Here is a 21,555-nt window from a genome sequence, read left to right as displayed (position 1 = left end):
GCCTCGCCAAGGGCCTGGCCGTCACCCTCCGCACGATGACGCGGAAGACCGTCACCGAGCAGTACCCGGACACCCAGCCCGACCTCGCCCCCCGCACCCGCGGAGTGATCGGCCTCTTCGAGGAGAACTGCACGGTCTGCATGCTGTGCGCCCGGGAGTGCCCGGACTGGTGCATCTACATCGACTCCCACAAGGAGACGATCCCGGCGGCCACCCCCGGCGGCCGCGAACGCAGCCGCAACGTCCTCGACCGCTTCGCCATCGACTTCGCCCTGTGCATGTACTGCGGTATCTGCATCGAGGTCTGTCCTTTCGACGCCCTGTTCTGGTCCCCGGAGTTCGAGTACGCCGAGACCGACATCCACGAACTCACCCACGAGCGGGACAAGCTCCGCGAGTGGATGTGGACGGTGCCGGCCCCGCCTGCCCTGGACCCCGGCGCGGAGGAACCGAAGGAGATCACCGCCGCCCGCAGGACGGCCGAGAAGCTGGCCGCCACCCAAGCCGCTCAGTCCGCGTCGGCCACCGAGGCCACCCCGGCCGGACCGGACAACCCCCAGGGAGGCCAGGCGTGATCCTCGCTCAGGCACCCCACGGCTTCCTCTCCCCGACCGGCGTGGAGATCGCCTTCCTCCTCGTCGGCCTGGTGACCTTCGGCGCCGCCCTCGTCTCCGTCACCACCAAGCAGCTGGTGCACGCCGCTCTCTGGCTGGTGGTGGCGCTCGGCGGCCTCGCCGTCGAGTACCTCCTGCTCACCGCGGAGTTCATCGCCTGGGTGCAGGTGCTGATCTACGTGGGCTCCGTCGTCGTCCTCCTCCTCTTCGGTCTGATGCTCACCAGGGCACCCATCGGCCGCTCCCCGGACGCGGACTCCGCCAACCGCTGGGCCGCCCTCACGGTCGCCGTCGCCGCCGCGGCCGCCCTCGTCTGGGTGGTCGTCGACGCCTTCCGCGCCACCTGGATCGACCTCGACGGCCCGGCCGCCGGCTCCACCGAGGCCACCGGCGCGAGCCTGTTCCAGAACTGGGTGCTCCCCTTCGAGGCCCTCTCCGTCCTGCTCCTCGCGGCCCTGGTCGGCGCGATCGTCCTGTCCCGCAAGGGGAAGGCGGAGCGAAGCTCTCCCCCTCTGAACTCCCGAGCCACCGGCGAGAGTTCCCCATCCGTCCCGGATGCCCGGAAAAATCCGGCCGAGCAGGAAGGCGCCGGCTGATGCACCTCGCCTATCCCGCCGTGCTGTCCGCCCTCCTCTTCTGCACCGGCCTGTACGGCGTCCTCGCCCGCCGCAACGCGATCCTGGTCCTGATGTCGGTCGAGCTGATGCTCAACGCCGTCAACCTCAACCTCGTCGCCTTCGACGTCTGGCTCAGCCGGACCGCCGAGGAGACCCTGCACTCCGGCCAGGCCCTGACCCTGTTCACCATCGCCATCGCCGCCGCCGAGATCGGCATCGGCCTGGCGATCGTCCTCGCCGTCCACCGCAACCGCGGCACCGCGGACATCGACAGACTCCGCGACACCGCCGAGGGCCACGAGAGCGCCCCGAGCGACGAGCCCGCCGACGACGACACCGCCCCCGCGGCCGAGAAGGCTGAGGCCACCGCGTGACCACGACCACCCTCGCCGTCCTCGTCCCCCTCCTTCCGTTCCTCGGCGCCGTAACCGGCCTGCTCCTCGGCCGCACCGCCCCCGGTTTCGTCCGCCCGCTGGCCGTCCTGCCGACCCTCGCCTCCCTCGTACTGGCCGCGATCGTCGCCGTACGCCAGGGCGGGGACGCGGCGGTCGACGCGGCCACCGAGCTGACGCCCACCGGTTCCGTCCCGGTCGAACTCGCCCTGCACATCGACGGATTCGCCGCCCTCGTCGCCCTCGTGGTCGGCCTCGTCGCCACCTGTGTGCAGGTCTACTCGACGGGCTACCTGCGCGACGACCCGCGCTACCCCTCGTACGCGGCCCTCGTCTCCCTGTTCACCTCCGCGATGTTCCTCGTCGTCTACTCGGGCGACCTGATGGTGCTGCTGGTCGGCTGGGAAGTGATGGGCATCTGCTCCTACTTCCTGGTCGGCCACTACTGGGAGACCCCGGAGGCTCGCGCCGCCTCCATCAAGGCGTTCCTCGTCACCAAGCTCGGTGACGTCCCCTTCCTCATCGGCCTGTTCGCCCTCGCCACCGACGCCGGTTCCTTCCGGATCACGAAGGTCCTCGGCGCGGTCGCGCACGGCGGACTCGACCACCCGACACTGATCGCCCTGCTGCTCCTGGCAGGCGTGGCCGGCAAGTCGGCGCAGTTCCCGCTGCACACGTGGCTCCCCGACGCGATGGCGGGCCCGACACCCGTCTCGGCACTGATCCACGCCGCGACGATGGTCGCCGCCGGTGTCTACTTCGTCGCCCGTCTCCTCCCGGTGTTCGAGGCCTCCCAGGCCGCGATGGTCGTCCTCGCCGTCATGGCCGCCGTCACCATGGCCGGCTCGGGTCTCGCCGCGCTCGCCCAGGACGACATCAAGCGGGTCCTGGCCTACTCGACGATCGGCCAACTCGGCTACATGACCGGTGCCCTCGCCGTCGGCGACCGTGGTGCCGCCGTCTTCCACCTCGTCTCCCACGGAGCCTTCAAGGCCCTGCTGTTCCTTGCGGCCGGCGTGATCATCCACGCCGCCGGCACCAACTCGCTGGCCGCCATGTCCCGCATGAGCGGCCTGCGGGACCGCGTGCCGGACGCCTTCTGGACGATGACCGTGGCCCTCCTCGCGCTCGCCGCGATCCCGCCGTTCAGCGGCTTCTTCTCCAAGGAGTCCGTCCTCGGCGCCGCCGAGCACGTCTCCACCGGCCACACCGAGCACGCCCCCGCCGCGGCGGGCTGGATCGTCCTCGTCGCCGGTCTGCTCACCGCCGTACTCACCGCCGCCTACGCGACCCGGCTGTGGCTGCTCGCCTTCCGCGGCCGTGGCGCCGAGACCCCCGACCACGGTCGGCAGCCACTGACGATGACCGTGGTGCTGTGGGTGCTCGCGGTCCCGTCCCTCGCCCTCGGCGGGTTCGCCTACCGCTCGCTGCCCGACTGGTTCGACGGCCGTGACCTCGCCCCCACCCTCGCCACCTCCGTCCTCGGCACCGGCCTGGCGCTCGTCGGCGGTCTGGTCGTCCACAGCGCCTGGCGGCACACCACCGCACGCGCCGCCCGTGCCCCGCTGGGCGCCGTCGCCGCCCACCCCGGGGGCGACGCCGGACTCGTCGAGGCCGAGGCCATCGCGACCCACACCCCCGCCTACGGAGACGTGGCCTCGGCGCCAGACCCCGCAGACCCCGGACGGCTCCTGCTCGGCCCGCTCCACCGCCACGCGGCCACCGGCTTCCACCTGGACGCCGTCTACACCACGCTGTTCGTCCGCCCGGTGCAGACCGGAGCGAGCCTCGTCCGGTTCCTCGACCGCGAGGTCGTCGACACCTACGTACGCGGCGCGGGCACCCTGCCCCGCTGGCTCGGCACCGCCGTACGGCGAGCCCAGACCGGCAACGTCCAGACCTATGTGAGCGCGCTGCTCGCCGGCACCGTCGTCCTGGTGGTCGCCGTCCTCCTCGTCGCCACGGGAGCGTGAGCACGCGTGATCGATATCAGCGAGTCCGTGATGCAGTTCCTTCTGGCATTGATCGTGGCCGGTCCGCTCCTCGGCGCGGCCGCCGCTCTTCTCCCCGCGCCGCCCGGACTGAAGGGGAAGTCACCCGAGCAGGCCGTCCTACGGCACGGTGTCGTCGTGACCGGCGCGATCCTCATCGCCGCGATCGTCCTCGCGCTCGGCTTCGACCACGACCAGCCGTCGAGGATGCAGGCCACGACCGACATCAGCTGGATCCCCGCGCTCGACGTGCGCATCCACCTCGGCATCGACGGCATCTCCCTCCCCCTTCTGGTCCTGACCGCGCTGCTGACCTTCCTGTGCGCGGTCTACTCGTACTTCAACCTGCCCGCGGGCCCCAGCCCGAAGGCCTTCGTCGCACTGCTGCTCGTCCTCGAGGCCGGCACCCTCGCCACCTTCGCCGTCCTCGACCTGCTGCTGTTCTTCCTCGCCTTCGAGATGGTCCTCATCCCGATGTACTTCCTCATCGCCCGCTGGGGCGGCGCCGGCCGGACCCGGGCGGCCTGGAAGTTCATCCTGTACACGCTGCTCGGATCCGTGGTCATGCTGCTCGGCCTGCTCCTGATCGGAATCAAGGCGGGCACTTTCGACATGGTGGCACTCGCCACTGACAACGGCCGGTCACTGTCCACATCCGTGCAGGTCATCGCCGTTCTGGCGATCGGTGTCGGGCTCGCCGTGAAGACCCCGATGTGGCCCCTGCACAGCTGGTTGCCCGACGCCCACACCGCCGCCCCGACCGTCGGTTCGGTCCTCCTCGCCGGCGTCCTGCTGAAGATGGGCACGTACGGGTTCGTCCGCATCGTCCTCCCGGTCGCGCCCGACGGCTTCCACACCTTCGCGCCGTACCTCGCCGCCCTCGCCGTCGTCGGCATCATCTACGGCTCCCTGGCCTGCCTCGCCCTCGCCAGACAGGGCGCCAAGGGCGACCTCAAGCGCCTGATCGCCTACTCCTCCGTCGGCCACATGGGCTTCGTCCTGCTCGGCATCGCCTCCACCACCCCGACCGGTGTCAACGGCGCCCTCTTCGCCAACATCGCCCACGGCCTCATCACCGGCCTGCTGTTCTTCCTGGTCGGCGCCCTGAAGGACCGCACCGGCACCAGCGACCTCGACACCCTCGCGGAGGAGACCGGGGCAGCCCTCTACGGCAAGGCCCCCCGCCTCGGAGGCCTCCTCGCCTTCGCCGCGGTCGCCTCGCTCGGCCTGCCCGGCCTCGCCGGATTCTGGGGCGAGATGCTGGCCCTGTTCGGCGCGTTCGACCCCGCCGACGGCCTCAACCGCACAGCCTTCCTCACCTACACCGCGATCGCCGCGTTCGGGACGCTCCTGACCGCCGCCTACCTCCTCGTCGTGGTCCGCCGCGTCTGCATGGGCGCCGTCCCGCGGGACGGCGCACGCCTCACCGACGTCCGCGGCTACGAGTTCGCGGCCTGGACACCGCTCGTCGTCCTCACCGTCGTCGCCGGCCTCTGGCCCAAGGCACTCCTCGGCCTGACCGACCCGGCCGTGCAGCAGCTCCTCGCAGGAGGCAACCGATGAGCCGGCTCGCCGCCGCCCCCTCCGTCGTCCAGTCAGTCGACTGGCTCGCCATCGCCCCGCCCACCCTCACGGCGGTCGTCGGGCTCGTCGTCCTCGTCGCCGACCTGTTCGTGCCGGAGAACCGCAAGCCGCTCCTCGGCTGGCTCTCCGTCGCGGGCCTCGCCGCCGCCACGGCCCTCCTGCTGCCCCTCCTGGACGGCGACCGCTCCACCTTCTGCCTGACCGGCGACCCAGGCGTGTGCAGCTACACGGCCGACACCTTCACCCTGGTCATCCAGTTCCTGGTGCTGGGAGGAGCACTGCTGGCCGCCCTCCTGTCGGTCACCGCCCTCAAGGACGAGCGCGGACGGCTCCCCGAAGGGGAGTTCTGGTTCCTGCTGCTGTCCTCCGCCGCGGGCGCAGCCCTCCTGCCCGCCTCCCGCGACCTCGCCACCCTCGTCGTCGCCCTGGAGGTCGCCTCCCTCCCCGCCTTCGCCCTCGTCGGCATCCGGCACGGCGACCGCAGGTCCTCCGAGGCCGCCCTGAAGTTCTTCCTGTCGTCCGTCACCGCGACCGCCGTCAGCCTCCTGGGCATCAGCTTCGTCTACGCCGCGACCGGCACCCTGTACCTCACCCAGGTGGCCGACCGCATCCAGGACGTCGACGGACAACTGCACACCCTCGCCCAGACCTGCGTCGTCCTCACCCTCATCGGCTTCGCCTTCAAGACGGCCGCCGTCCCGTTCCACTTCTGGGTCCCCGACACCTACGTCGCGCCCCCCTCCCCATCGCCGCCTACCTGTCCGTCGTCGGCAAGGCCGTCGGCTTCTCCGGCCTCATCCTCGTCACGGTCGTCGCGTTCCCGTCGTACGCCGACGTCTGGGGCCCCGCCCTGGCGGCACTGGCCGCCCTCACCATGACCGTCGGCAACGTCGGCGCCCTCCGGCAACAGGCCATGCGCGCGTACAGCGCCGTACGCCTGCTCGCCTGGTCCTCCGTCGGACAGGCCGGCTACCTCCTCGTCCCGATCGCCGCCGCCGCGTACTCCGACGACCCCGAGCACGCCGTCGGCTCCACCGTCGCGTACGCCCTCATGTACGCCGCCGTGAACCTGGGCGCCTTCGCCGTCGCCGCCCTGGTGGGCCGCACGCACGCCGCGAACCGCATCACCGACTACCGGGGCCTGTACGCGAAGAACCCGCTCTCCGCGCTGCTCCTGGCGTTCTTCCTGCTCTGCCTCGCCGGACTGCCGCCCGGCATCATCGGACTCTTCGCCAAGGTCACCGTCTTCTCGGCCGCCGTCGAAGCCGGCCTCGGCTGGCTCGCCGTCGTCATGGCAGCCAACGTCGTGATCGCCCTGTACTACTACCTCCAGTGGACGGCCCTGCTGTTCCGCGCCCCCGAGGGCACGACCGGCAAGCACCCCGTCCCCGCGCCCCTCACGGTCGCCCTCACCCTCACCGCAGTCCTCGGCGTCGCCCTCTCCGGCGCCCCGCAGCTGGTCCTGCGCTTCGCCGGCACCACCCTCTTCTGAGCGGTCACCCGGACGGTCCACGCCCGCCGCCGGGAGCACCAGGGAACCAGGGGCTCTCGTCTGGCGTTGTCCAAAACGGGAGGTTCCACTGGAGGTGGCACCACGACACCAGTGCGACCGCAGATCGGAAGAGAAGATCAGCAAGCGAAGGGTTCCCCTGCCGCACGACCAGGAGGGCGTACCGTGCACCGCCGGCACAACGGGCTCAGGACCGCAGTACTCCTCGGGGGACTGTCCGCACTCATCATCGTCATCGGCAGCTTCTTCGGCCGTACGGGGCTCGTCGTCGCGGTGCTGATCGCGCTCGCCACCAACGCGTACGCGTACTGGAACAGCGGCAAGCTGGCCCTGCGCGCCATGCGCGCCCGCCCCGTGAGCGAGTTCGAGGCGCCCGGCCTGTACCGCATGGTCCGCGAGCTCTCCACCCAGGCCCGTCAGCCCATGCCCCGCCTGTACATCTCCCCGACCGAGGCACCCAACGCCTTCGCCACCGGCCGCAATCCGCGCAACGCCGCCGTGTGCTGCACGGAGGGCATCCTGCGACTCCTGGACGAGCGCGAACTGCGCGGCGTCATCGGCCACGAGCTGAGCCATGTCTACAACCGCGACATCCTCATCTCCTCGGTCGCCGGCGCGCTCGCCTCCGTGATCATGTTCCTGGTCAACTTCGCCTGGCTGATTCCCGTCGGGCGGTCCAACGACGACGACGGCCCCGGCATCCTAGGCATGCTGCTGATCATGATCCTCGGCCCGCTCGCCGCCAGCCTCATCCAACTGGCCATCAGCCGCTCCCGCGAGTACGAGGCCGACGCCTCAGGAGCCCAGCTCACCGGCGACCCCCTGGCCCTCGCCGGTGCCCTGCGCAAGCTCGAACTGGGCACCAAGCAACTCCCGCTGCCGCCCGAGCCCCGTATCGAGACCGCGAGCCACATGATGATCGCGAACCCGTTCCGCCCGGGCCAGGGCCTCTCCAAGATGTTCTCGACGCACCCGCCGATGGCGGAGCGCATCGCCCGTCTCGAGAAGATGGCAGGCCACCAGTGAAGACCATTCTGAACGTCATATGGCTCATCCTCAGCGGCTTCTGGCTGTTCCTCGGCTACGTGTTCGCGGGCCTGCTGCTGTGCGTCACGATCATCGGCATCCCGTTCGGCATCGCCGCATTCCGTATCGGCGTCTACGCCCTCTGGCCCTTCGGCTACACGACCGTCGAGCGCCGCGACGCGGGAGCGCCGTCCTGTGTCGGCAACGTCCTGTGGCTGGTCCTCGCCGGCTGGTGGCTGGCCCTCGCACACATCGTCACCGGCGTCGCCCTGTGTCTCACGATCATCGGCATCCCGTTCGGCATCGCCAACTTCAAGCTGATCCCGGTCTCACTGCTTCCGCTGGGGCGCGACATCGTGCCCACGGACCAGCCGTTCGCCGGGCGCTGAGTCACCGCGAGCGGACCTGAGTTGTCCACAGCCCGCCGGTTGTCCACAGGCCGACCCGGATGTCAGTGGCAGCCCGCACCATGAATTGCATGAGCGAGAACGAACAGGCGACGACACCACCGACCGGACCACGGGCCCAGGCCCGACCGCGCCCGGTGTCCCGCATATCCGGGCGAGCACAGGCACCGACCGCGTAACGGGCCTACGTCCCTATCCTCGCCCCGCCCTTCACCCCGCACCCATCCGCGCCCGCACCCCGTACGCGATCACGCCCACCGCCAGCACACCCGCCCCCGTGACCACCGACGTCCCCGGCAGCGCGAAAGCCAGGACCAGGCAGCCGAGGAGGCCCACCATCGGCACAGCCCGCTTGAGCGGCGCGGCATCCAGGGTCCACGCCGAGGCGTTGGCCACCGCGTAGTACGCCAGCACCCCGAAGGAGGAGAAACCGATCGCCCCGCGCACGTCCACCGTGGCGGCGAGGACCGCGACCACCGCACCCACGGCCAGCTCGGCTCGGTGCGGCACCTGGAAGCGCGGATGCACGGCCGACAGCCCGCGGGGCAGATGACGGTCCCGTGCCATGGCCAGCGTCGTCCGCGAGACGCCCAGGATCAGGGCCAACAGCGAACCCAGCGCGGCCACGGCTGCCCCGACCCGGACCACCGGCACCAGTTCCGGCACACCCGCGGCGCGCACCGCGTCCGCCAGCGGCGCGGCAGCGCGCCCGAGACTCCCCGCCCCCAGTACGGAAAGGACGGCGACCGCCACACACACGTACACGACCAGCGCGATACCGAGCGCGAGCGGGATCGCCCGCGGGATGGTGCGCGCCGGATCCCGCACCTCCTCGCCGAGGGTCGCGATGCGCGCGTATCCCGCGAAGGCGAAGAACAGCAGGCCGGCGGCCTCCAGCACACCGCCGAGGCCTGCGGACGTCCCGATGTCGAGCCGCCCGGCGTCGGACTCACCGGAGCCCAGGCACACGACGACCACGCAAGCGAGGACCGCCAGGACCACCGCCACGATCAGCCGCGTCAGCCAGGCCGACTTGTGGACGCCGCCGTAGTTCACCGCGGTCAGCGCCACCACGGCCGCGACCGCCACCGCGTGCGCCTGCCCCGGCCAGACGTACGCCCCGACCGTCAGCGCCATCGCCGCACAGGAGGCCGTCTTGCCGACCACGAAGGACCAGCCCGCGAGATACCCCCAGAAGGGGCCGAGCCGTTCGCGTCCGTACACATAGGTGCCGCCCGAGGCCGGATACAGCGCGGCCAGGCGGGCCGACGACATGGCGTTGCAGTAGGCGATCACTGCGGCGAGCGCGAGTCCGAGCAGCAGTCCGGAGCCGGCGGCACGTGCGGCGGGCGCGAGGGCGGCGAAGATGCCGGCGCCGACCATCGAGCCGAGCCCGACGACCACGGCGTCCCCGACACCCAGGGTGCGCCGCAGTTCGGCGGCCGATCCGGACTGTGCCATGGGCCGCACCCTACTGAGCCGGGGAACCACTGGGCGCCGCCGGGGCGTCGTCCCCGGCAACACAGCACGAACGGTCCGTGGACGACGTGCGGACGCACAGCCCGTCCGCAGCAGGATCACAGCACCGGGACGGTGCGGGCACAGCGCGGAAGGGCAGGGTCAGGACATGAGCATCGTCAGTTGGATCATTCTGGGGCTGTTGGCCGGGGTCATCGCCAAGGTACTGCTGCCGGGCCGGGACCCGGGCGGCTTCATCGGCACCACCGTCATCGGCGTGGCGGGCGCGTTCATCGGCGGCTGGATATCGGCCCGGTGGCTGGACCACCCCGTCACCAAGGACTTCTACGACGGTGCCACCTGGGCGGCGGCGATCGGCGGATCGCTGGTGCTGCTGATCGCTTACCGCATCCTGTTCGGCAATTCACGAGACTGACCCCGGGCCTCTCGTCCGGGCCGGGCCGGGCAGGCGGGAAGGGGCACCGCTGCCGCGGTGCCCCGCCCCTTCCCGCCACGCTGCCGGGTCTTGAGGGAGTCCGTCCTGGAAGAGTCAGGTGCTACCGGTAGTTCACGTACCGCCCGCTTGATTGCCTGACCTGCACGTGAACCCCGAAAGGGGGGTTGACGTGCCGAAACTACTGACAGTGTTTGCCAACGTTGCGCACTGTCATCCAGGGGCTTGTGCCCTGGGTGTGCCCTCTCGTGGTCCTCCGACTCCGCTCGTCTGCCTCGCGCAGACAGAGCGGCGCCGCCCGGTGTCCTACCACCGAACGGCGCCTTGATCCGAACCCCTTCGCATCAAGGAGTCAGACCCATGCCAGACCGTACCGTCAGCGTGCACGTGCTCCGCACCTACCGGCTCGAAGTCGAAGAGCCCGACTGGTGCGTCGACCCGCACGAGCACGCCCAGCACCGCAGCGACATCACCCACTACGGACCCGAGCACCGGCTCACCTTCAACGGAGCCGCGCTGTTCCGCGTGATGCTCGCGCAGACCCCGATGGCCAGGAAGGCCAGCCGCGACACCCGCGCGTACATCGAGCACACCAACTTCACCGCGACGCTCGACGCCGCCGGCCTGTACGACCTGGCTGCGGCACTCGACTCCGCGGCCGATCAGCTCCGCGACTTCGCCGACCAGCACGAGGCGTTCCTCGCTGGGGGTGGCCAGTGAGCGCCCGCCAGCGCGTCGGCCACATGCGGGGCGCCAAGGGCCGCCGCAAGCGCGTCCGCATCGCCCGCCAGCAGGGGAACCGCTGCTTCTACTGCCGTCTCCGCTTCACCGACCCGGCCACCGAGGGCACGTTCGACCACTACCTCCCGTACGCGCTGTGGCAGGCGAACGTGGTCTTCAACCTCGTCGTGGCCTGCCAGCCATGCAACAACGCCAAGGGCGACACGCTGCCGCTCGGGCTGCTGCTCATCCTGCGGCCCTGGCTGACCCGCGAGCAGCTGGAGGTGGCGGCGTGAAGCGCGACCCCTTGCTGTGGGCTGCGCTTGCCGCGGTCCTCGTCGTCCTCGCCTCCGCCGAGTACGAACTCGCGGTCGCGTGCGGCTTCGGCCAGTACGTCGCCGCCGGCGTCCCGGCCGCCCTCGACGTGTACGCCCTCGCCGCGCTCCGAGCCCGCCGAGACGTCCTCGCGGTCGTCGTCACCCTGATCGCCGTGAACGCGGCCAGCCACCTCGTCGCGGTCGGCCTGCTGCCCGTGAGCGTGCCCCTGGTCGTCGCCGTGTCAGCGGTCGCCCCGCTCGTCCTGTGGCGCGTCCACCGGCTCTCCGAGCACCAGCCGGAACGCGCGGCGGAACCGGTCCTGGCCGTGGCGGAACCGGCGCCGGAACCAGCGGAACCGATCACCGTGGAGCGTGCCCCGGAGCCCGTCGACGCGGCCCCGGTCGGGCCTGTCCTCGGCCCCTGGCAGCCTGTGGCGGAACTCGCGGGCGGAACCAGCGGAACCGGCACCGGAACCAGCCGTGACCTGCTGCTCGATCACTTTACGGACGTCCGTGAAGTGATCACCGGGCCCATGCCGGAACCGGCACCGGAACCGAGTACCGCCCTAGTTCCGCCCACCGGAACCGGCGCCGAAGACATCGCCTCCGAGGACACCGGCAACACCACGTTCGAGGCCCGCGTCGCCCTGGTCCGCACCTGGCTCTACTCCGAACCGGAACTCACCGGAACCGAGATCGGAACCAGGCTCGGCGTCTCCGACGGATACGGCCGGCGACTCCTGCGCACCGCACGAGACGCCACGTGATCGCCGTGTTCTTCGCAGGCTCCGCCCTGGTCGCCCTCGCCGGGCTGTGCGCCCTCGCGCTCCACGACGTCCCCCGCATCACCGGGACCGTCGCGTTCATCGTCACCTGCGCCGCCCTCGCCGCGGCCATCGTCCGATAGGACCACAATGACTCCGCTCGACATCCCGACGTACAGCATCGTGACCCTTGGCGGCGTCGTCGTCGGCCTCGGCCTGTTCCTGTGGGACGCCTCCCGCTGGTGGGCCGACCACCCGAAGAAGCGGCTCAGCCTCAAGTCCCTGCGCAAGCTCGCCCCGACGCTGCTGTGCCTGTCCTACGGCACCCTTCTGATCCTGTCGGCCGGCGGGCTCCTCGGCGCCGCAGCGGACTGGTCCCTGTGGGGCACCAACCACATCGGCGAGGGCCTCCTCGTCTACGGCGTCGGCGGCACCGCACCGAACGTCACCCGCACCGCCCACCTCGTCCTCACCCCGGGCGGCCACGCGGTCGTCATTCTCGCCACGGTCGTGCTGGTCGCCGTGGCGTCCCGTCGCGGCTGGCGATGGGACTTCGTACGGCCGACCGTCGCCGGGATCAGCCTGGGCCTGGCCAAGAGCGTGGCAGGCGTGGCCGGCGTCGTCCTCGCCCCGGTCGTCTCCACCCTCGGTGACCTCGTGGCAGGCCTGCTGTGAAGGCGGAAGCGGCCAACGCGGGCCGCCGCATGAGCCGCGGGACGTGGCACCAGATGGAGGCCTGGGGGCGGTGGCTGTCCGGCGCCAGCCACAAGCAGGAGTCCGGCCTCGTCCGTCTCGGCGTGATCCTGCGCCGCCTCCTGCTGTCACTCCTCGTGGTCGTCTTCTACGGGGCGCTGCTCCAGCGGGTCCCCGGCGGGATCTACGCCGTGCCGCTCGTGTGGGCGGTCGGCGCATGGCAGATGTCCGATTGGTCCGCCCCTCCCCCACCGCGCTCCACGGCCCCCCTCGTCGACTCCTATGCACGTGAGAGCGGACGCGTCCGCGAAGTGCGGAAGGGGCCGGGGGAGGGGATGACGATCTTCCCCGAAATCGAGTACGTCGACGAGTCGGGGGAGGTGCATTCCCGATGATCCGTCGTCTCCTGGCCCTGGCCTACGACTACTGTCCGTCATGCGGCTGGTGGGTCCAGAACTGCCCGCACCAGTAGCCCACTCGCACGTGAAGCGACCCCCGAAGGCTCCAGCCCTCGGGGGTCGCTTCCTGTCCGGACCGCCTATGCCTGGGGAGCTGCGGCGGCCCGGGGTTCATCGCCGCACCCGCGGCCGGGGAGGCACTCGTACACCTCAACGTCGAGCCGGTGGGCACCTATACGGCCGCGGGCGATGCCGGCCGACTTCCCGCCCTCCCGCAAGGATGCGCCACACCACACGCACGCCCAGCCGGAGTACTGGCGCCGCGGCAGGTCGCCCGCGTCGGGCAGCTCGCACTTCACTGCTGGTCGTCCGCGATCAGCGGGAGGTCGTAGGCCTCCCTGCACGAGTAGCAGGCGAACAGTCGGGCGCCACTGCTGTCCCGGACGGGGCGGGCGGTGTTGCTGTACGCCTCGTGCCACGCGCACCAGGCGATACCCACGGTCGGGGGGATGGTCGGGTCCTGGTCGGGCTGCGTACGCTGCTGCATGTCGACTCCACACCAGTCGTCCATGCCCCCGGACCCGGCCAGGTCGCGGGGGCTCTGTCGTATCCGTGCAGCGTAGAGGCAGTATGCTATGGCGTGCTAGGTATGCGACCGCTCGCGTGGTACACCATCGCGTGTCAGCTTGATCGCATGATCGAATTCGCACCCGATGTGCCCCGCTGGCGCCAGGTCGCGGACGTGATCCGGCAACGGATCGCCGACGGCACCTATCCGCCGCGCACGCGCGTGCCGTCGGTCATCCAGCTGTCCACGGAGTTCGGCATCGCGCAGGCCACCGCGCAGAAGGTGCATGCCGGGCTGCGCGAGGACGGGCTGATCTACACCGAGCCGGGGCTGGGCAGTTTCGTCGCCGAGCAGCGGTGAGGGGCGCCCGACCGGACGCCCCTCAGACCTCAACCTTTGTCGAGCTTCTCTCGTTCCTTCATCTGCGCACCCGGGTTGTCCACCTCATCGCGGGATTGTTGCCGCTAAGGACGAACTGCGCGTCGCCTCCGCCCTTCTTGTGAATGCCTGCACGGAGCCGATCGATCAAGAAGTTGTCGAGGCCACTGCCTGATGAGCGCAGCTCCAGGACAGTCACCGACGGGCGCTGACGCCCGGAACCTCCGCCGTAGCCACCGGCGCCCGCCGGGGGCGGCGTCTCGACCAGGCTGGCCATCGACGGCCGCACCGCCACCTGCCTCTCGACGTCCAGCCGCGGCAGACTGGCAATCAGCGTGTGCATCCGCTTCCGCAGCGTCGACGCCTCACCGTCGATACCCTTCCCGAACCCCTGGATCAGTGCCCGACCGGAGTACGTGGTGTACCCGCGCCCCGAGAACGGGCCTCGCTTCGCCGGGGAGAACGGGAAGTAGTCGCGGGCCGCGGACAGCACGGCTGAGGCCGCACGCCGCACGTCGCCGATCTTCGCGCGGATGCCGTTGATGAACCCCCCGATCAGCGACATGCCCGCGTTGAACAGGTAGCCACCGAGACCACCGAGCGCCGACCGGGCGCGGCCGGGGATGCCCCGGACGTACGAGATGATCTCGCCCGTCTTGCGCACGCCGGCGTCCTTGAACCGCTGCCACGCCTGCCCCGCCGTCGAGCCCAGCTGCGAGCCCAGCCGCGACAGGGCCGCCGTCGTCCGGCCCGGTAGGCCTCGGACGGACGTGAGCCACGAGTTCCACGTGCGGCTCACGGGCTGCGTCACGTACTTCGACCACAGGTTGCCGAACCATCGGCCGATCGCCGTTCCGAGGACGGCCAGCCACGAGCCCGCCTCGCCTGCCTTCTTCGACACCCAGCCGGTGAAGCTGTTCCACCACTTGGGGACGTTCGTCTTCGTGGCGCTGATGAGCTTGCCGACGAAGCCGACCATGATGGAGATGGCGACCGCGCTGATACCCGCCGCGACCAGCGCGGGCAGGGCCACGAGGGCGGTGAGCATAGCCCCGGCGATGGCCGCGATCTTGAAGACCTGCATCGGGTTCTTCATCACGTACTCGGCGATCTTCCCGCCGAGCCCGGCGACCGCGGACAGCACCTTCGGCGTGACCTCCACGATCTTCTCCACCAGCTTCTGACCGATCAGGAGGGCGACGTTCGCCACGCGGTCCGCGCCCTTCTCGCCGTCCTTCCCGGCCTCCTCCCAGACGCCCGCGAACTTCGTGCCGACGTACTTCCGGAACGTCTCCATCCCGGGGATGACCTTCGTCCCCAGGAAGTCGACCACGCCCTGTTGGATGCGCCGTTGGAACTGCGTCACCTTCGTGCCCGCGTTGTCCCGCATCGCGTTGCCGAGCTTGTCGGCGGCCCCGGCCGTGCCGCCCATCGCCTCGGACGCCTTGTCGACGTCCAGGGCGAACAGAGCCGCACCGAGGTCCTCGCCGGGCCCGCCGAACAGGTCCTGCACGGCGACCTTCGCGGTCTGCGAGTCGGGCCCGACCTTGCGGATCGCGTCGAGGACGGTATCCATGGCCTTCTCGCCGCGGGTCCCGCCGGCGGACATGTCGTCGGCGAGCTTCTGGGAGTCAAGGCCCAGCGACTTGAGCGCGTCGGACGAGGACTTGGCCCCGGAGGTGACCCGCAGGTTCAGTTCCTTGAACGCGTCGCCGATCTTGTCGGTGTCCTTGCCCCAGCCCTTCGTGACGGCCTGCCGGATCAGGCCCATCGCGGTCTGCCCGGACAGGCCGGCCGCCTTGAACACGGGCCCGTACTCGGTGAACGTCTCCAGCAGGTCTTCGGAGGCAGCGCCGAGCCCGCGCGAGCCCTTCACCAGCAGATCGAACGCCTGCTTGCTGTTCTTCACCAGGCCGTTGCGGATCATCGTGCCCGCGGCGTTCGCGGCCTGCGACACGTCCACGCCGAGGAGGTCGGCGAGGTCCGCCGCGTTCGTGGCGATGGACTTGATCTGCGCGTTCGTCGCGCCCGGCGGGATGAGTCCGGACGAGGCGATGGCCCGGATCGTGTCGGCGCCGGCCTGGAAGTCGTCCACGACCGCGTCGGTGAAGAGCTGCCCCGCGATCTTCCCGTACCGCTCCGCCTGCGCGCCGGTCGCGCCGAGCTGCGCACCGAGCTTGGCCGTGATCTTGCCCTGCTCCATGGCCTCGCCGAACGCGCCGATCAGCGCGGCACCTGCGGCGGCGCCGAGCGCGAGGGCGGCCGGGCCCAGTGTGGCCAGCTTGCCCTTCACGCCTCCCACGGCATCACCGGCGCCCGCGCTGGCCTGGTCGTTGAGCCCGTCGCCGAGGGCGTCGCCTGCGTCCTCGCCTGCGTCACGGCCTGCGTCGGCGAGTCTGCCGCTGGCGGTGCGCAGGCTGTTGCTGGCTCCGCGGGCGACACCCTCCCCGACTTCCTCGCCCGCGGCCTGGCCTGCGCTACGGAAGCGGGACAGGGCGCTGCGCATGCGGGCGAGGAGCCCGGTCTGTACGCCCTCGCCGAGGTTGCGGCCGGCGGTCTCGCCCGCGCGGTCGGCGTCGTCGCCCATGCTCCGCCCGGACTGGCGCATGGCCTGCTCGGCACGGCGCAGACCGGGGTCGATGCCACGGGCATCGATGGTGATGATGCCGTTGAGTTCGCCGACGGTCAGGGCCATGGGTCAGCCCTCCCGCCGGGCGAGAGCCTCGTCCAGGGGCGACACGCGAGGGAAGGGGGTGAGCTTCCGGGCGACCGAGTGCGTGTAGTCGATGGCCATGCCGTCCGGCCGTGCCTCGGCGAGCCTGCCCACTAGCACCTGCACGACCGGGCCGGGCGGGAGGGCGGTGTGCCGGTCGCCGGGCTCGAACTCCACGACCGCGTTGCGCGTCGAGCCGTCCCACACGGCCGTCACGCCGTCCGTCGTGGCCAGCAGGCGGGCGGCCTCGCCCACGGCCTCGGTGCGACCGTCGCAGGCGGCCACGAGGGCACTGAGCGCGTCTCTCGCGGCGACGTACAGCGGGGCGACGTCGTCCAGGCCGTGGCCGTCGAGGAGGCGGCGGGCCTCGGCGATCCGGTCGGCACGCTCGCGGGCCTGCTTGGCGGCGGCCTCCTCGGCGGCCCGGCGGTCGGCGGCCTCCTGACGCAGCTCGGCAAACCGGCCCATCGTGCGGGCCTGCTCGATCTGCTCGGGGGTGACGGTCTCGTCGCCGGACCGGACGCGCTCCTCCAGCTCGGTCAGGGTGTCGCTCATGCCGGCACCTCCTGCGCGACCGGGCGGCGGCCCTGCAACGTCAGCAGATACCGGCCCCGCTCGTCCGCAGCGGCGAACTCCTCCGGGGTCACATGCAGCACTTCGGCGAGCTGCGGATAGGCCTCCAGCAGCCCGTGCACCACCTGGTCCCGGAGCCCGTGAAAGGTGGTCATGTGGCGCGTCTGGGCGTCGCGGCCCACCGGATCGACACCGAGCCCGGCGACTACCGCGGTGGTCGTGAGGGCGCCGACGTCCAGCAGAGACACGCTGCCCACGCCCTGCACGACGACGTGGCCGCGGTCGCCCCAGATGCCGTACCGGCGGGTGTTGCCCGGAGCCTTGCCAGCTCCCGCGACTTCAAGGTCCCCGTCCAGCCGGACGACCATTGTGCCGACCTCGGCGATCCGCGCGTTGCGGGCGTACGCCACGGAGGCGAGGTGGGCGAGGGCGTCGACGGCGGCCCGTTCTGCGGCGGCCACCGCGTCCATGCCGTCGCCCTCGATGAGCTGCACGGCGGCCCGCTTGGCGGCGGCGCCGAGCGCGGCCCGCTCCTCATCGCGGATGCGGGTCTCGGTGCGCTGTGCGGCCTCTACGCGCAGCTCGGCGAACGCGATCAGCTCGCGCTGGTCGGCGAGCTGTTGCGGCGTCACGTCGGGGGATCCGTCGCGGACTTGCTCTTGCAGGGTGGCGAGGGTGGCGCGGGCGGTGTCCAGCTCGGCCTGGGCGGTGGCGAGGTCACGCGGCATCGTCGCCACCTCCCTGCGCCTGCCCCTGGGCGAGCTGCACGACGGTCTGTGCGGTCGCGTCGTCGCCGGTTACGGGGCGGGTGGCGTACTGGGTGGCGCGGGCCTTACGGAGGCCGCCGAGGGCGACCCACGCGGGCGTGCCCATCAGCTTGGCGTCCGCGGCGGCCTGCTGCTCGATGCGCTCGCGCTCCGGTCGCGCGGCCTCGTCTGCCTTCTGCCGCTGCTCGGTCAGCGCGTTGCCGACCGCACCGTACAGATCAGGCCGGCGGTGTGTGTCCTGGCTCCCCATGGGTGCCCTCCTCGGTCTCGTCGCGGTATGCGTCGAGATCCGTGGAAGAGATCACCCAGGTCCGCGTGCCCCCGACGCGTTGGGCGCCTGGGAGGTCCCCTCGGGATGCGAGGCGCCGCGCCCACTGGGGTGTGCACCCCAGGAGCGCGGCGACCTCTCCCATGCCCAACATGACCACCTTGGCAGGGCTGTCACCTGCGGGTTTCGTGGGCGAAACGGTACGGCGGGCGGCGAGGCGGAAGGCGGCGAGCTGTGTGCGGGCGTCGGGGCTCAGGCCGGTCTCGTTGGTCCGGGCGAGGGCGGAGCCGTACAGGTTGAAGGACTCGCCGACGCAGTCCACGAGGGACGGCAGCACGCGCACGCTGCCGTCCTCGGCGAGGAGTTCCTCAGCCGTCGTCACGGCCGGCTCGCTGGATGAGCTGACGGCGCGCCATGTCGGCCACCATCGCCCGGTGTTCGGCCGTCATCTCGCCCGTGCCGGCGTCTGCCACGCTCCGCACCAGGGCGGTGGCCACGCCGTACAGCACGGCGAGTTGTGTGGGCCAGGCCAGCTCACTGAACAGCGCGTGCACGTCCTGGACGCGCTCCTCGGCGGTCGCGGCGACGACCGCCCACGCCAGGTTGCTGACCTCGTCGGCGTCCGGGGCAACCGGCTCAGGGGCAGGCAGCAGCAGCGTGGACAGGACGAACGGCCAGTCCGCCGGATACCAGACGTGCGCTTCGAGGCCGGCCTCCGTGTAGGCGTCGGCCTGGGGGACGGGCTTGCGTCGCCCGGAGCGCAGCCAGACATGCAGGATGCGGGGGCCGCGGATCAGGATGATCGAGGGGTCGGCGGTGCGGTGGCTGGGGTGGGTCTGTTCGAGGGCGGTGAAGCCACGCTTGCGGGCTTCGGTGACGACCTTCTGGTTCCACTCGATGTGCACGGGTTGCAGTCGCATAGGGGTTCCTACCTGGGGGTTCAGTGTGTCCGCGAGCGCGCGCGTGAATCGCGGGATGGGGTGTAACCGGATGCGCCCGGCAGTCAGCGGCGGAAGGTGTCGGGGATGGTCGCGGCGCGGGCGTAGTCGCCGAGGACGCTCACGTGACCGTTGAGGACGGGGCAGTTGTCGTCGTGGCGGATGCTGGCCTCCATGAGGCCGGTGCGGTCGTCGGTGGTGAGCATCTCGACTTGGCCGTTGCAGCTGCCGCAGCGGTAGTTGCTGACCATGGCGGCGAGGACTTCGGGGGCTCCGGCGGCGTAGGTGGTGCGTACGGGTTCCATGGGTCCTCCGGGTCAGCCGTTGGCGGGGTCGTGGTTGGGGCGGTAGACGATGTGCCGGCTGTACTCCCTGAACGACTCCTCGGTGTGTGCGAAGGGCGGGCAGCAGGAGCCGGCGTCGACGAAGGGCAGCAGGATGTCTTCGCCGTCGTTGCCAGCGACGACCTTCCAGGCGATGACCGGGTCGAGGGAGACGCTGTTGTCTTCTCCGTCGGTCTCGTGGACGTACCAGCCGGGGGTGGCGGGGATGACGTTGATCATGGGGCCTGTCCTTACGTAAAGGGGAAAGATTGAGATGATTGAGAAGATTGGTGCTGACCTGCGGTTTTACGCTGAGACGATTGGTGAGACGCATGGGCGAGGGTGAGACGAATACCGTGCATGCGTCTCACCATCCGTCTCATTCGTCTCAGCTAGTCCGTACAGAGAAGGTGCAGGTCGGAGCCATTTTTCTCAGTCGTCTCATTCGTCTCAGGGTGTGACGGGAGAGGTGTCGGGCTCTTCGGCGGGCGCCGCTTCAGGCAGGTACCAGACCGATTTCTTGCTCTTGCCGAAGCCGCTCTGACGCGTGATCAGACCGAGCTTGGTCTTGGCCCGGTAGATCGACGGACGGCTGTACCGGTGCTTCTCCGCGTCCTTCATCAGGTCGCCGCTCTCGGCGGCACCGCCGAGGTCCACCAGGTAGTTGCGCAGCCACATGCGGACCTCGTCGTTCTCAGCCTTGTCGCCGGACGGCGCGATCTCGTCGCGCATCACGTCGCGGACCGAGGTGGACGTCTCGGGCCCGAGGACGAACCTCGAGACGTACGACGGACCGTCCTCGGTCTCCACGGTCACCGGCTGGATCGCGTACGAGTAGGAGGGCAGTCCGAGGCGTCCGAGGTTGTTCTTCTCCAGGGACATGACGAACCGCTCCTCGCCTCCCTCCACGTCCTCTCGGGCGAACGCGACGAACGAGCGGATGAGTTGGCCGAAGGCGCCGGATCCGGCGAGGCGGGCGAGGGGGTCGGCGCCACCAGACTTGGTGAAGTGGGCCAGCCCCAGGATCGTGAAGTGGTGACGTTCGGCGGAGGCCACGAGGGGCTCCAGGGCCTCGCGGACCTCCGCGGCCCGGTAGTCGTTGATGCCGCGATCGATCAAGGACAGCAGCGGGTCTGCCACCAGCAGGGCGACGCTGTACATCTCGGCGGCCTGCCCGATCAGGGACGTGTCCGAGGGGAGCGTGAGTCGAGCCCTTGGGCGTTCGTCGTCCTTCACTTCGACGCGGAACACCAGCTCCAGGTTCGCGCCGGCCGCGATGAGCCGAGGCGCAATCGTGTACGTCCACGAGTCCTCGGTGGCCGCGTAGATCACGCCGCGCGGCTTGCCGTACAGCTCGCCGGGGAGTTCACCGCGGGTGATACGGGCGGTCAGCCAGACGGCGAACTGAGATTTGCCGAGGCCGGGCCCACCGGCCGCAATGGCCAGTGAGTAGAGCGGGATACGGCCGTGCGAGGTGGGCGGGGCACCCTCCGGAGTGGTGTCCCACAGCCATCGCACGGGCCGGATCCTGATCTCGGAGGCAGGCCGCAGGATGAGGGCGCGCGGCTCGGGATCCGGCGGCGTCTCGTTCTCCGGCGGCTCCTGCGGCGGCCACTGGCCATCATCCGCGAAGGGGCCAAGGACGGGGCCGCGGTCCCCCGCCGCCGCGCCGTTCGCGAACGGGTCGCGTACGTGCGGCGGCGGCGGGGGTGCGTCGTGCAGGTTCACTCGTTCCCCTGGTACGTGAGGTACTCGCCGGGGCTGCCAGGGATCTGGATCGGCGGCCAATCGGGAGTGGCGGTGAGGGCGTGCGGCTCGCGGGTGCGCATGGTGTGGTGCCGTGCGGCGCGCTGATCGGCGGCGGCCTGCCTGGTGGCGAGGGCCTGCGCGCGAGCGTCGGCGTGGCGGCGTTCCTCGTCCATGCGGTGCTGTTCCGCTGCTTCGAGGGTGGCGACGTAGACGCGCGGGTCCTGGGGATCGAGACGTAGCCACGGGAGGGTGCCGTAGGTCGGCCACGTCTCGCCGTTGGGGAGCAGGACGGTCGCTTGCGCGCAGGCCCGCAGGTGGGTCACCTCGCCTGCG

The 21,555-nt window shown here is 70.9% G+C and carries 27 protein-coding genes and 1 pseudogene; 16 read left to right on the top strand and 12 right to left on the bottom strand.

Annotated elements, in window-relative coordinates:
- Window positions 1-35 precede the first annotated feature (35 nt).
- The 8 genes and pseudogenes from BM536_RS32155 to BM536_RS32120 all read left to right on the top strand — a co-directional run bounded on the left by BM536_RS32155 (window position 36) and on the right by BM536_RS32120 (window position 8,123).
- Complete coding sequence (locus tag BM536_RS32155) at window positions 36-575, top strand: 4Fe-4S binding protein (RefSeq protein ID WP_073493054.1); 540 nt, start codon at window positions 36-38, stop codon at window positions 573-575.
- The gene (locus BM536_RS32150; RefSeq protein WP_073492985.1) at window positions 572-1,210 is read left to right on the top strand and encodes an NADH-quinone oxidoreductase subunit J family protein; all 639 of its coding nucleotides are present in this window, start codon (window positions 572-574) and stop codon (window positions 1,208-1,210) included. Before BM536_RS32155 ends, BM536_RS32150 begins: the two co-directional genes overlap by 4 nt.
- Window positions 1,210-1,605, top strand: coding sequence for an NADH-quinone oxidoreductase subunit NuoK (gene nuoK, locus BM536_RS32145; protein WP_073492987.1), 396 nt, complete (start codon window positions 1,210-1,212; stop codon window positions 1,603-1,605). The genes BM536_RS32150 and nuoK overlap by 1 nt, the downstream gene beginning before the upstream one ends.
- Entirely contained in the window at window positions 1,602-3,596 is a 1,995-nt protein-coding gene (locus BM536_RS32140) for an NADH-quinone oxidoreductase subunit 5 family protein (RefSeq protein ID WP_094103804.1), read from the top strand. Before nuoK ends, BM536_RS32140 begins: the two co-directional genes overlap by 4 nt.
- A 6-nt stretch (window positions 3,597-3,602) precedes the next feature.
- Window positions 3,603-5,177 (top strand): complex I subunit 4 family protein, encoded by a 1,575-nt coding sequence (locus tag BM536_RS32135; RefSeq protein WP_094103803.1) that lies wholly within the window; start codon window positions 3,603-3,605, stop codon window positions 5,175-5,177.
- Window positions 5,174-6,690: pseudogene (locus BM536_RS32130) on the top strand (NADH-quinone oxidoreductase subunit N). Before BM536_RS32135 ends, BM536_RS32130 begins: the two are co-directional and overlap by 4 nt.
- Before the next feature lie 183 nt (window positions 6,691-6,873).
- Window positions 6,874-7,734 carry a zinc metalloprotease HtpX gene (htpX, locus tag BM536_RS32125; protein ID WP_073492989.1) on the top strand — a complete coding sequence of 287 codons (861 nt, stop codon included), beginning with the start codon at window positions 6,874-6,876 and terminating at the stop codon, window positions 7,732-7,734.
- Window positions 7,731-8,123 carry a YccF domain-containing protein gene (locus BM536_RS32120; protein WP_073492991.1) on the top strand — a complete coding sequence of 131 codons (393 nt, stop codon included), beginning with the start codon at window positions 7,731-7,733 and terminating at the stop codon, window positions 8,121-8,123. Before htpX ends, BM536_RS32120 begins: the two co-directional genes overlap by 4 nt.
- A gap of 228 nt (window positions 8,124-8,351) precedes the next feature.
- On the opposite strand, the gene BM536_RS32115 is transcribed toward BM536_RS32120, so the two are convergent.
- Window positions 8,352-9,602, bottom strand: a complete 1,251-nt coding sequence (locus BM536_RS32115; protein ID WP_073492993.1) for an APC family permease — start codon at window positions 9,600-9,602, stop codon at window positions 8,352-8,354.
- Between the two features lie 166 nt (window positions 9,603-9,768).
- Between BM536_RS32115 and BM536_RS32110 the strand changes: the two genes are divergently transcribed.
- The 7 genes from BM536_RS32110 to BM536_RS32085 all read left to right on the top strand — a co-directional run bounded on the left by BM536_RS32110 (window position 9,769) and on the right by BM536_RS32085 (window position 12,942).
- Window positions 9,769-10,035, top strand: coding sequence for a GlsB/YeaQ/YmgE family stress response membrane protein (locus tag BM536_RS32110; RefSeq protein ID WP_073492995.1), 267 nt, complete (start codon window positions 9,769-9,771; stop codon window positions 10,033-10,035).
- A 378-nt stretch (window positions 10,036-10,413) separates the two neighbouring features.
- A complete protein-coding gene (locus BM536_RS32105) occupies window positions 10,414-10,773 on the top strand; it encodes a DUF6907 domain-containing protein (RefSeq protein ID WP_073492997.1) in 360 nt (119 codons plus the stop codon).
- The gene (locus tag BM536_RS32100; RefSeq protein WP_094103802.1) at window positions 10,770-11,069 is read left to right on the top strand and encodes an HNH endonuclease; all 300 of its coding nucleotides are present in this window, start codon (window positions 10,770-10,772) and stop codon (window positions 11,067-11,069) included. Before BM536_RS32105 ends, BM536_RS32100 begins: the two co-directional genes overlap by 4 nt.
- Window positions 11,066-11,857: a hypothetical protein gene (locus BM536_RS32095; RefSeq protein WP_073492999.1), complete on the top strand. Its 792-nt coding sequence runs from the start codon at window positions 11,066-11,068 to the stop codon at window positions 11,855-11,857. The genes BM536_RS32100 and BM536_RS32095 overlap by 4 nt, the downstream gene beginning before the upstream one ends.
- A complete protein-coding gene (locus tag BM536_RS41460) occupies window positions 11,854-11,997 on the top strand; it encodes a hypothetical protein (protein WP_170109973.1) in 144 nt (47 codons plus the stop codon). Before BM536_RS32095 ends, BM536_RS41460 begins: the two co-directional genes overlap by 4 nt.
- A 7-nt stretch (window positions 11,998-12,004) precedes the next feature.
- On the top strand, window positions 12,005-12,529 hold the full coding sequence (locus BM536_RS32090; RefSeq protein ID WP_073493001.1) for a hypothetical protein: 525 nt from the start codon (window positions 12,005-12,007) through the stop codon (window positions 12,527-12,529).
- A gap of 29 nt (window positions 12,530-12,558) precedes the next feature.
- Window positions 12,559-12,942 (top strand): hypothetical protein, encoded by a 384-nt coding sequence (locus BM536_RS32085; RefSeq protein ID WP_073493003.1) that lies wholly within the window; start codon window positions 12,559-12,561, stop codon window positions 12,940-12,942.
- Between the two features lie 358 nt (window positions 12,943-13,300).
- Here the strand turns inward: BM536_RS32085 and BM536_RS32075 are convergent, their stop codons facing one another.
- On the bottom strand, window positions 13,301-13,492 hold the full coding sequence (locus BM536_RS32075; RefSeq protein ID WP_073493059.1) for a hypothetical protein: 192 nt from the start codon (window positions 13,490-13,492) through the stop codon (window positions 13,301-13,303).
- Window positions 13,493-13,639: 147 nt separating this feature from the next.
- On the opposite strand from BM536_RS32075, the gene BM536_RS32070 reads away from it, so the two are divergent.
- On the top strand, window positions 13,640-13,873 hold the full coding sequence (locus BM536_RS32070) for a GntR family transcriptional regulator (protein WP_211362988.1): 234 nt from the start codon (window positions 13,640-13,642) through the stop codon (window positions 13,871-13,873).
- A 58-nt stretch (window positions 13,874-13,931) separates the two neighbouring features.
- Here the strand turns inward: BM536_RS32070 and BM536_RS32065 are convergent, their stop codons facing one another.
- From BM536_RS32065 to BM536_RS40935, 10 genes are all read right to left on the bottom strand, one after another.
- A complete protein-coding gene (locus BM536_RS32065; RefSeq protein WP_094103801.1) occupies window positions 13,932-16,586 on the bottom strand; it encodes a phage tail tape measure protein in 2,655 nt (884 codons plus the stop codon).
- A 3-nt stretch (window positions 16,587-16,589) separates the two neighbouring features.
- Complete coding sequence (locus tag BM536_RS32060) at window positions 16,590-17,159, bottom strand: hypothetical protein (protein ID WP_073493008.1); 570 nt, start codon at window positions 17,157-17,159, stop codon at window positions 16,590-16,592.
- Window positions 17,156-17,905 carry a hypothetical protein gene (locus tag BM536_RS32055; RefSeq protein ID WP_073493010.1) on the bottom strand — a complete coding sequence of 250 codons (750 nt, stop codon included), beginning with the start codon at window positions 17,903-17,905 and terminating at the stop codon, window positions 17,156-17,158. Before BM536_RS32055 ends, BM536_RS32060 begins: the two co-directional genes overlap by 4 nt.
- Entirely contained in the window at window positions 17,895-18,194 is a 300-nt protein-coding gene (locus BM536_RS32050) for a hypothetical protein (RefSeq protein WP_073493012.1), read from the bottom strand. The genes BM536_RS32055 and BM536_RS32050 overlap by 11 nt, the downstream gene beginning before the upstream one ends.
- Window positions 18,163-18,594, bottom strand: a complete 432-nt coding sequence (locus tag BM536_RS32045; protein WP_073493014.1) for a helix-turn-helix domain-containing protein — start codon at window positions 18,592-18,594, stop codon at window positions 18,163-18,165. Before BM536_RS32045 ends, BM536_RS32050 begins: the two co-directional genes overlap by 32 nt.
- Window positions 18,581-19,132, bottom strand: coding sequence for a hypothetical protein (locus BM536_RS32040; protein WP_073493017.1), 552 nt, complete (start codon window positions 19,130-19,132; stop codon window positions 18,581-18,583). Before BM536_RS32040 ends, BM536_RS32045 begins: the two co-directional genes overlap by 14 nt.
- 83 nt (window positions 19,133-19,215) lie before the next feature.
- Window positions 19,216-19,455: a hypothetical protein gene (locus BM536_RS32035; protein ID WP_073493020.1), complete on the bottom strand. Its 240-nt coding sequence runs from the start codon at window positions 19,453-19,455 to the stop codon at window positions 19,216-19,218.
- A gap of 12 nt (window positions 19,456-19,467) precedes the next feature.
- On the bottom strand, window positions 19,468-19,713 hold the full coding sequence (locus BM536_RS32030) for a hypothetical protein (RefSeq protein WP_073493023.1): 246 nt from the start codon (window positions 19,711-19,713) through the stop codon (window positions 19,468-19,470).
- Between the two features lie 210 nt (window positions 19,714-19,923).
- The gene (locus tag BM536_RS32025; protein WP_158086561.1) at window positions 19,924-21,201 is read right to left on the bottom strand and encodes an AAA family ATPase; all 1,278 of its coding nucleotides are present in this window, start codon (window positions 21,199-21,201) and stop codon (window positions 19,924-19,926) included.
- Window positions 21,198-21,545, bottom strand: a complete 348-nt coding sequence (locus BM536_RS40935; RefSeq protein WP_158086560.1) for a DUF2742 domain-containing protein — start codon at window positions 21,543-21,545, stop codon at window positions 21,198-21,200. Before BM536_RS40935 ends, BM536_RS32025 begins: the two co-directional genes overlap by 4 nt.
- Window positions 21,546-21,555 lie beyond the last annotated feature (10 nt).

Source organism: Streptomyces phaeoluteigriseus, from assembly GCF_001896135.2.
Classification (GTDB): Bacteria; Actinomycetota; Actinomycetes; order Streptomycetales; family Streptomycetaceae; genus Streptomyces; species Streptomyces phaeoluteigriseus.
This window is presented reverse-complemented; position numbering and strand designations above follow the sequence as displayed.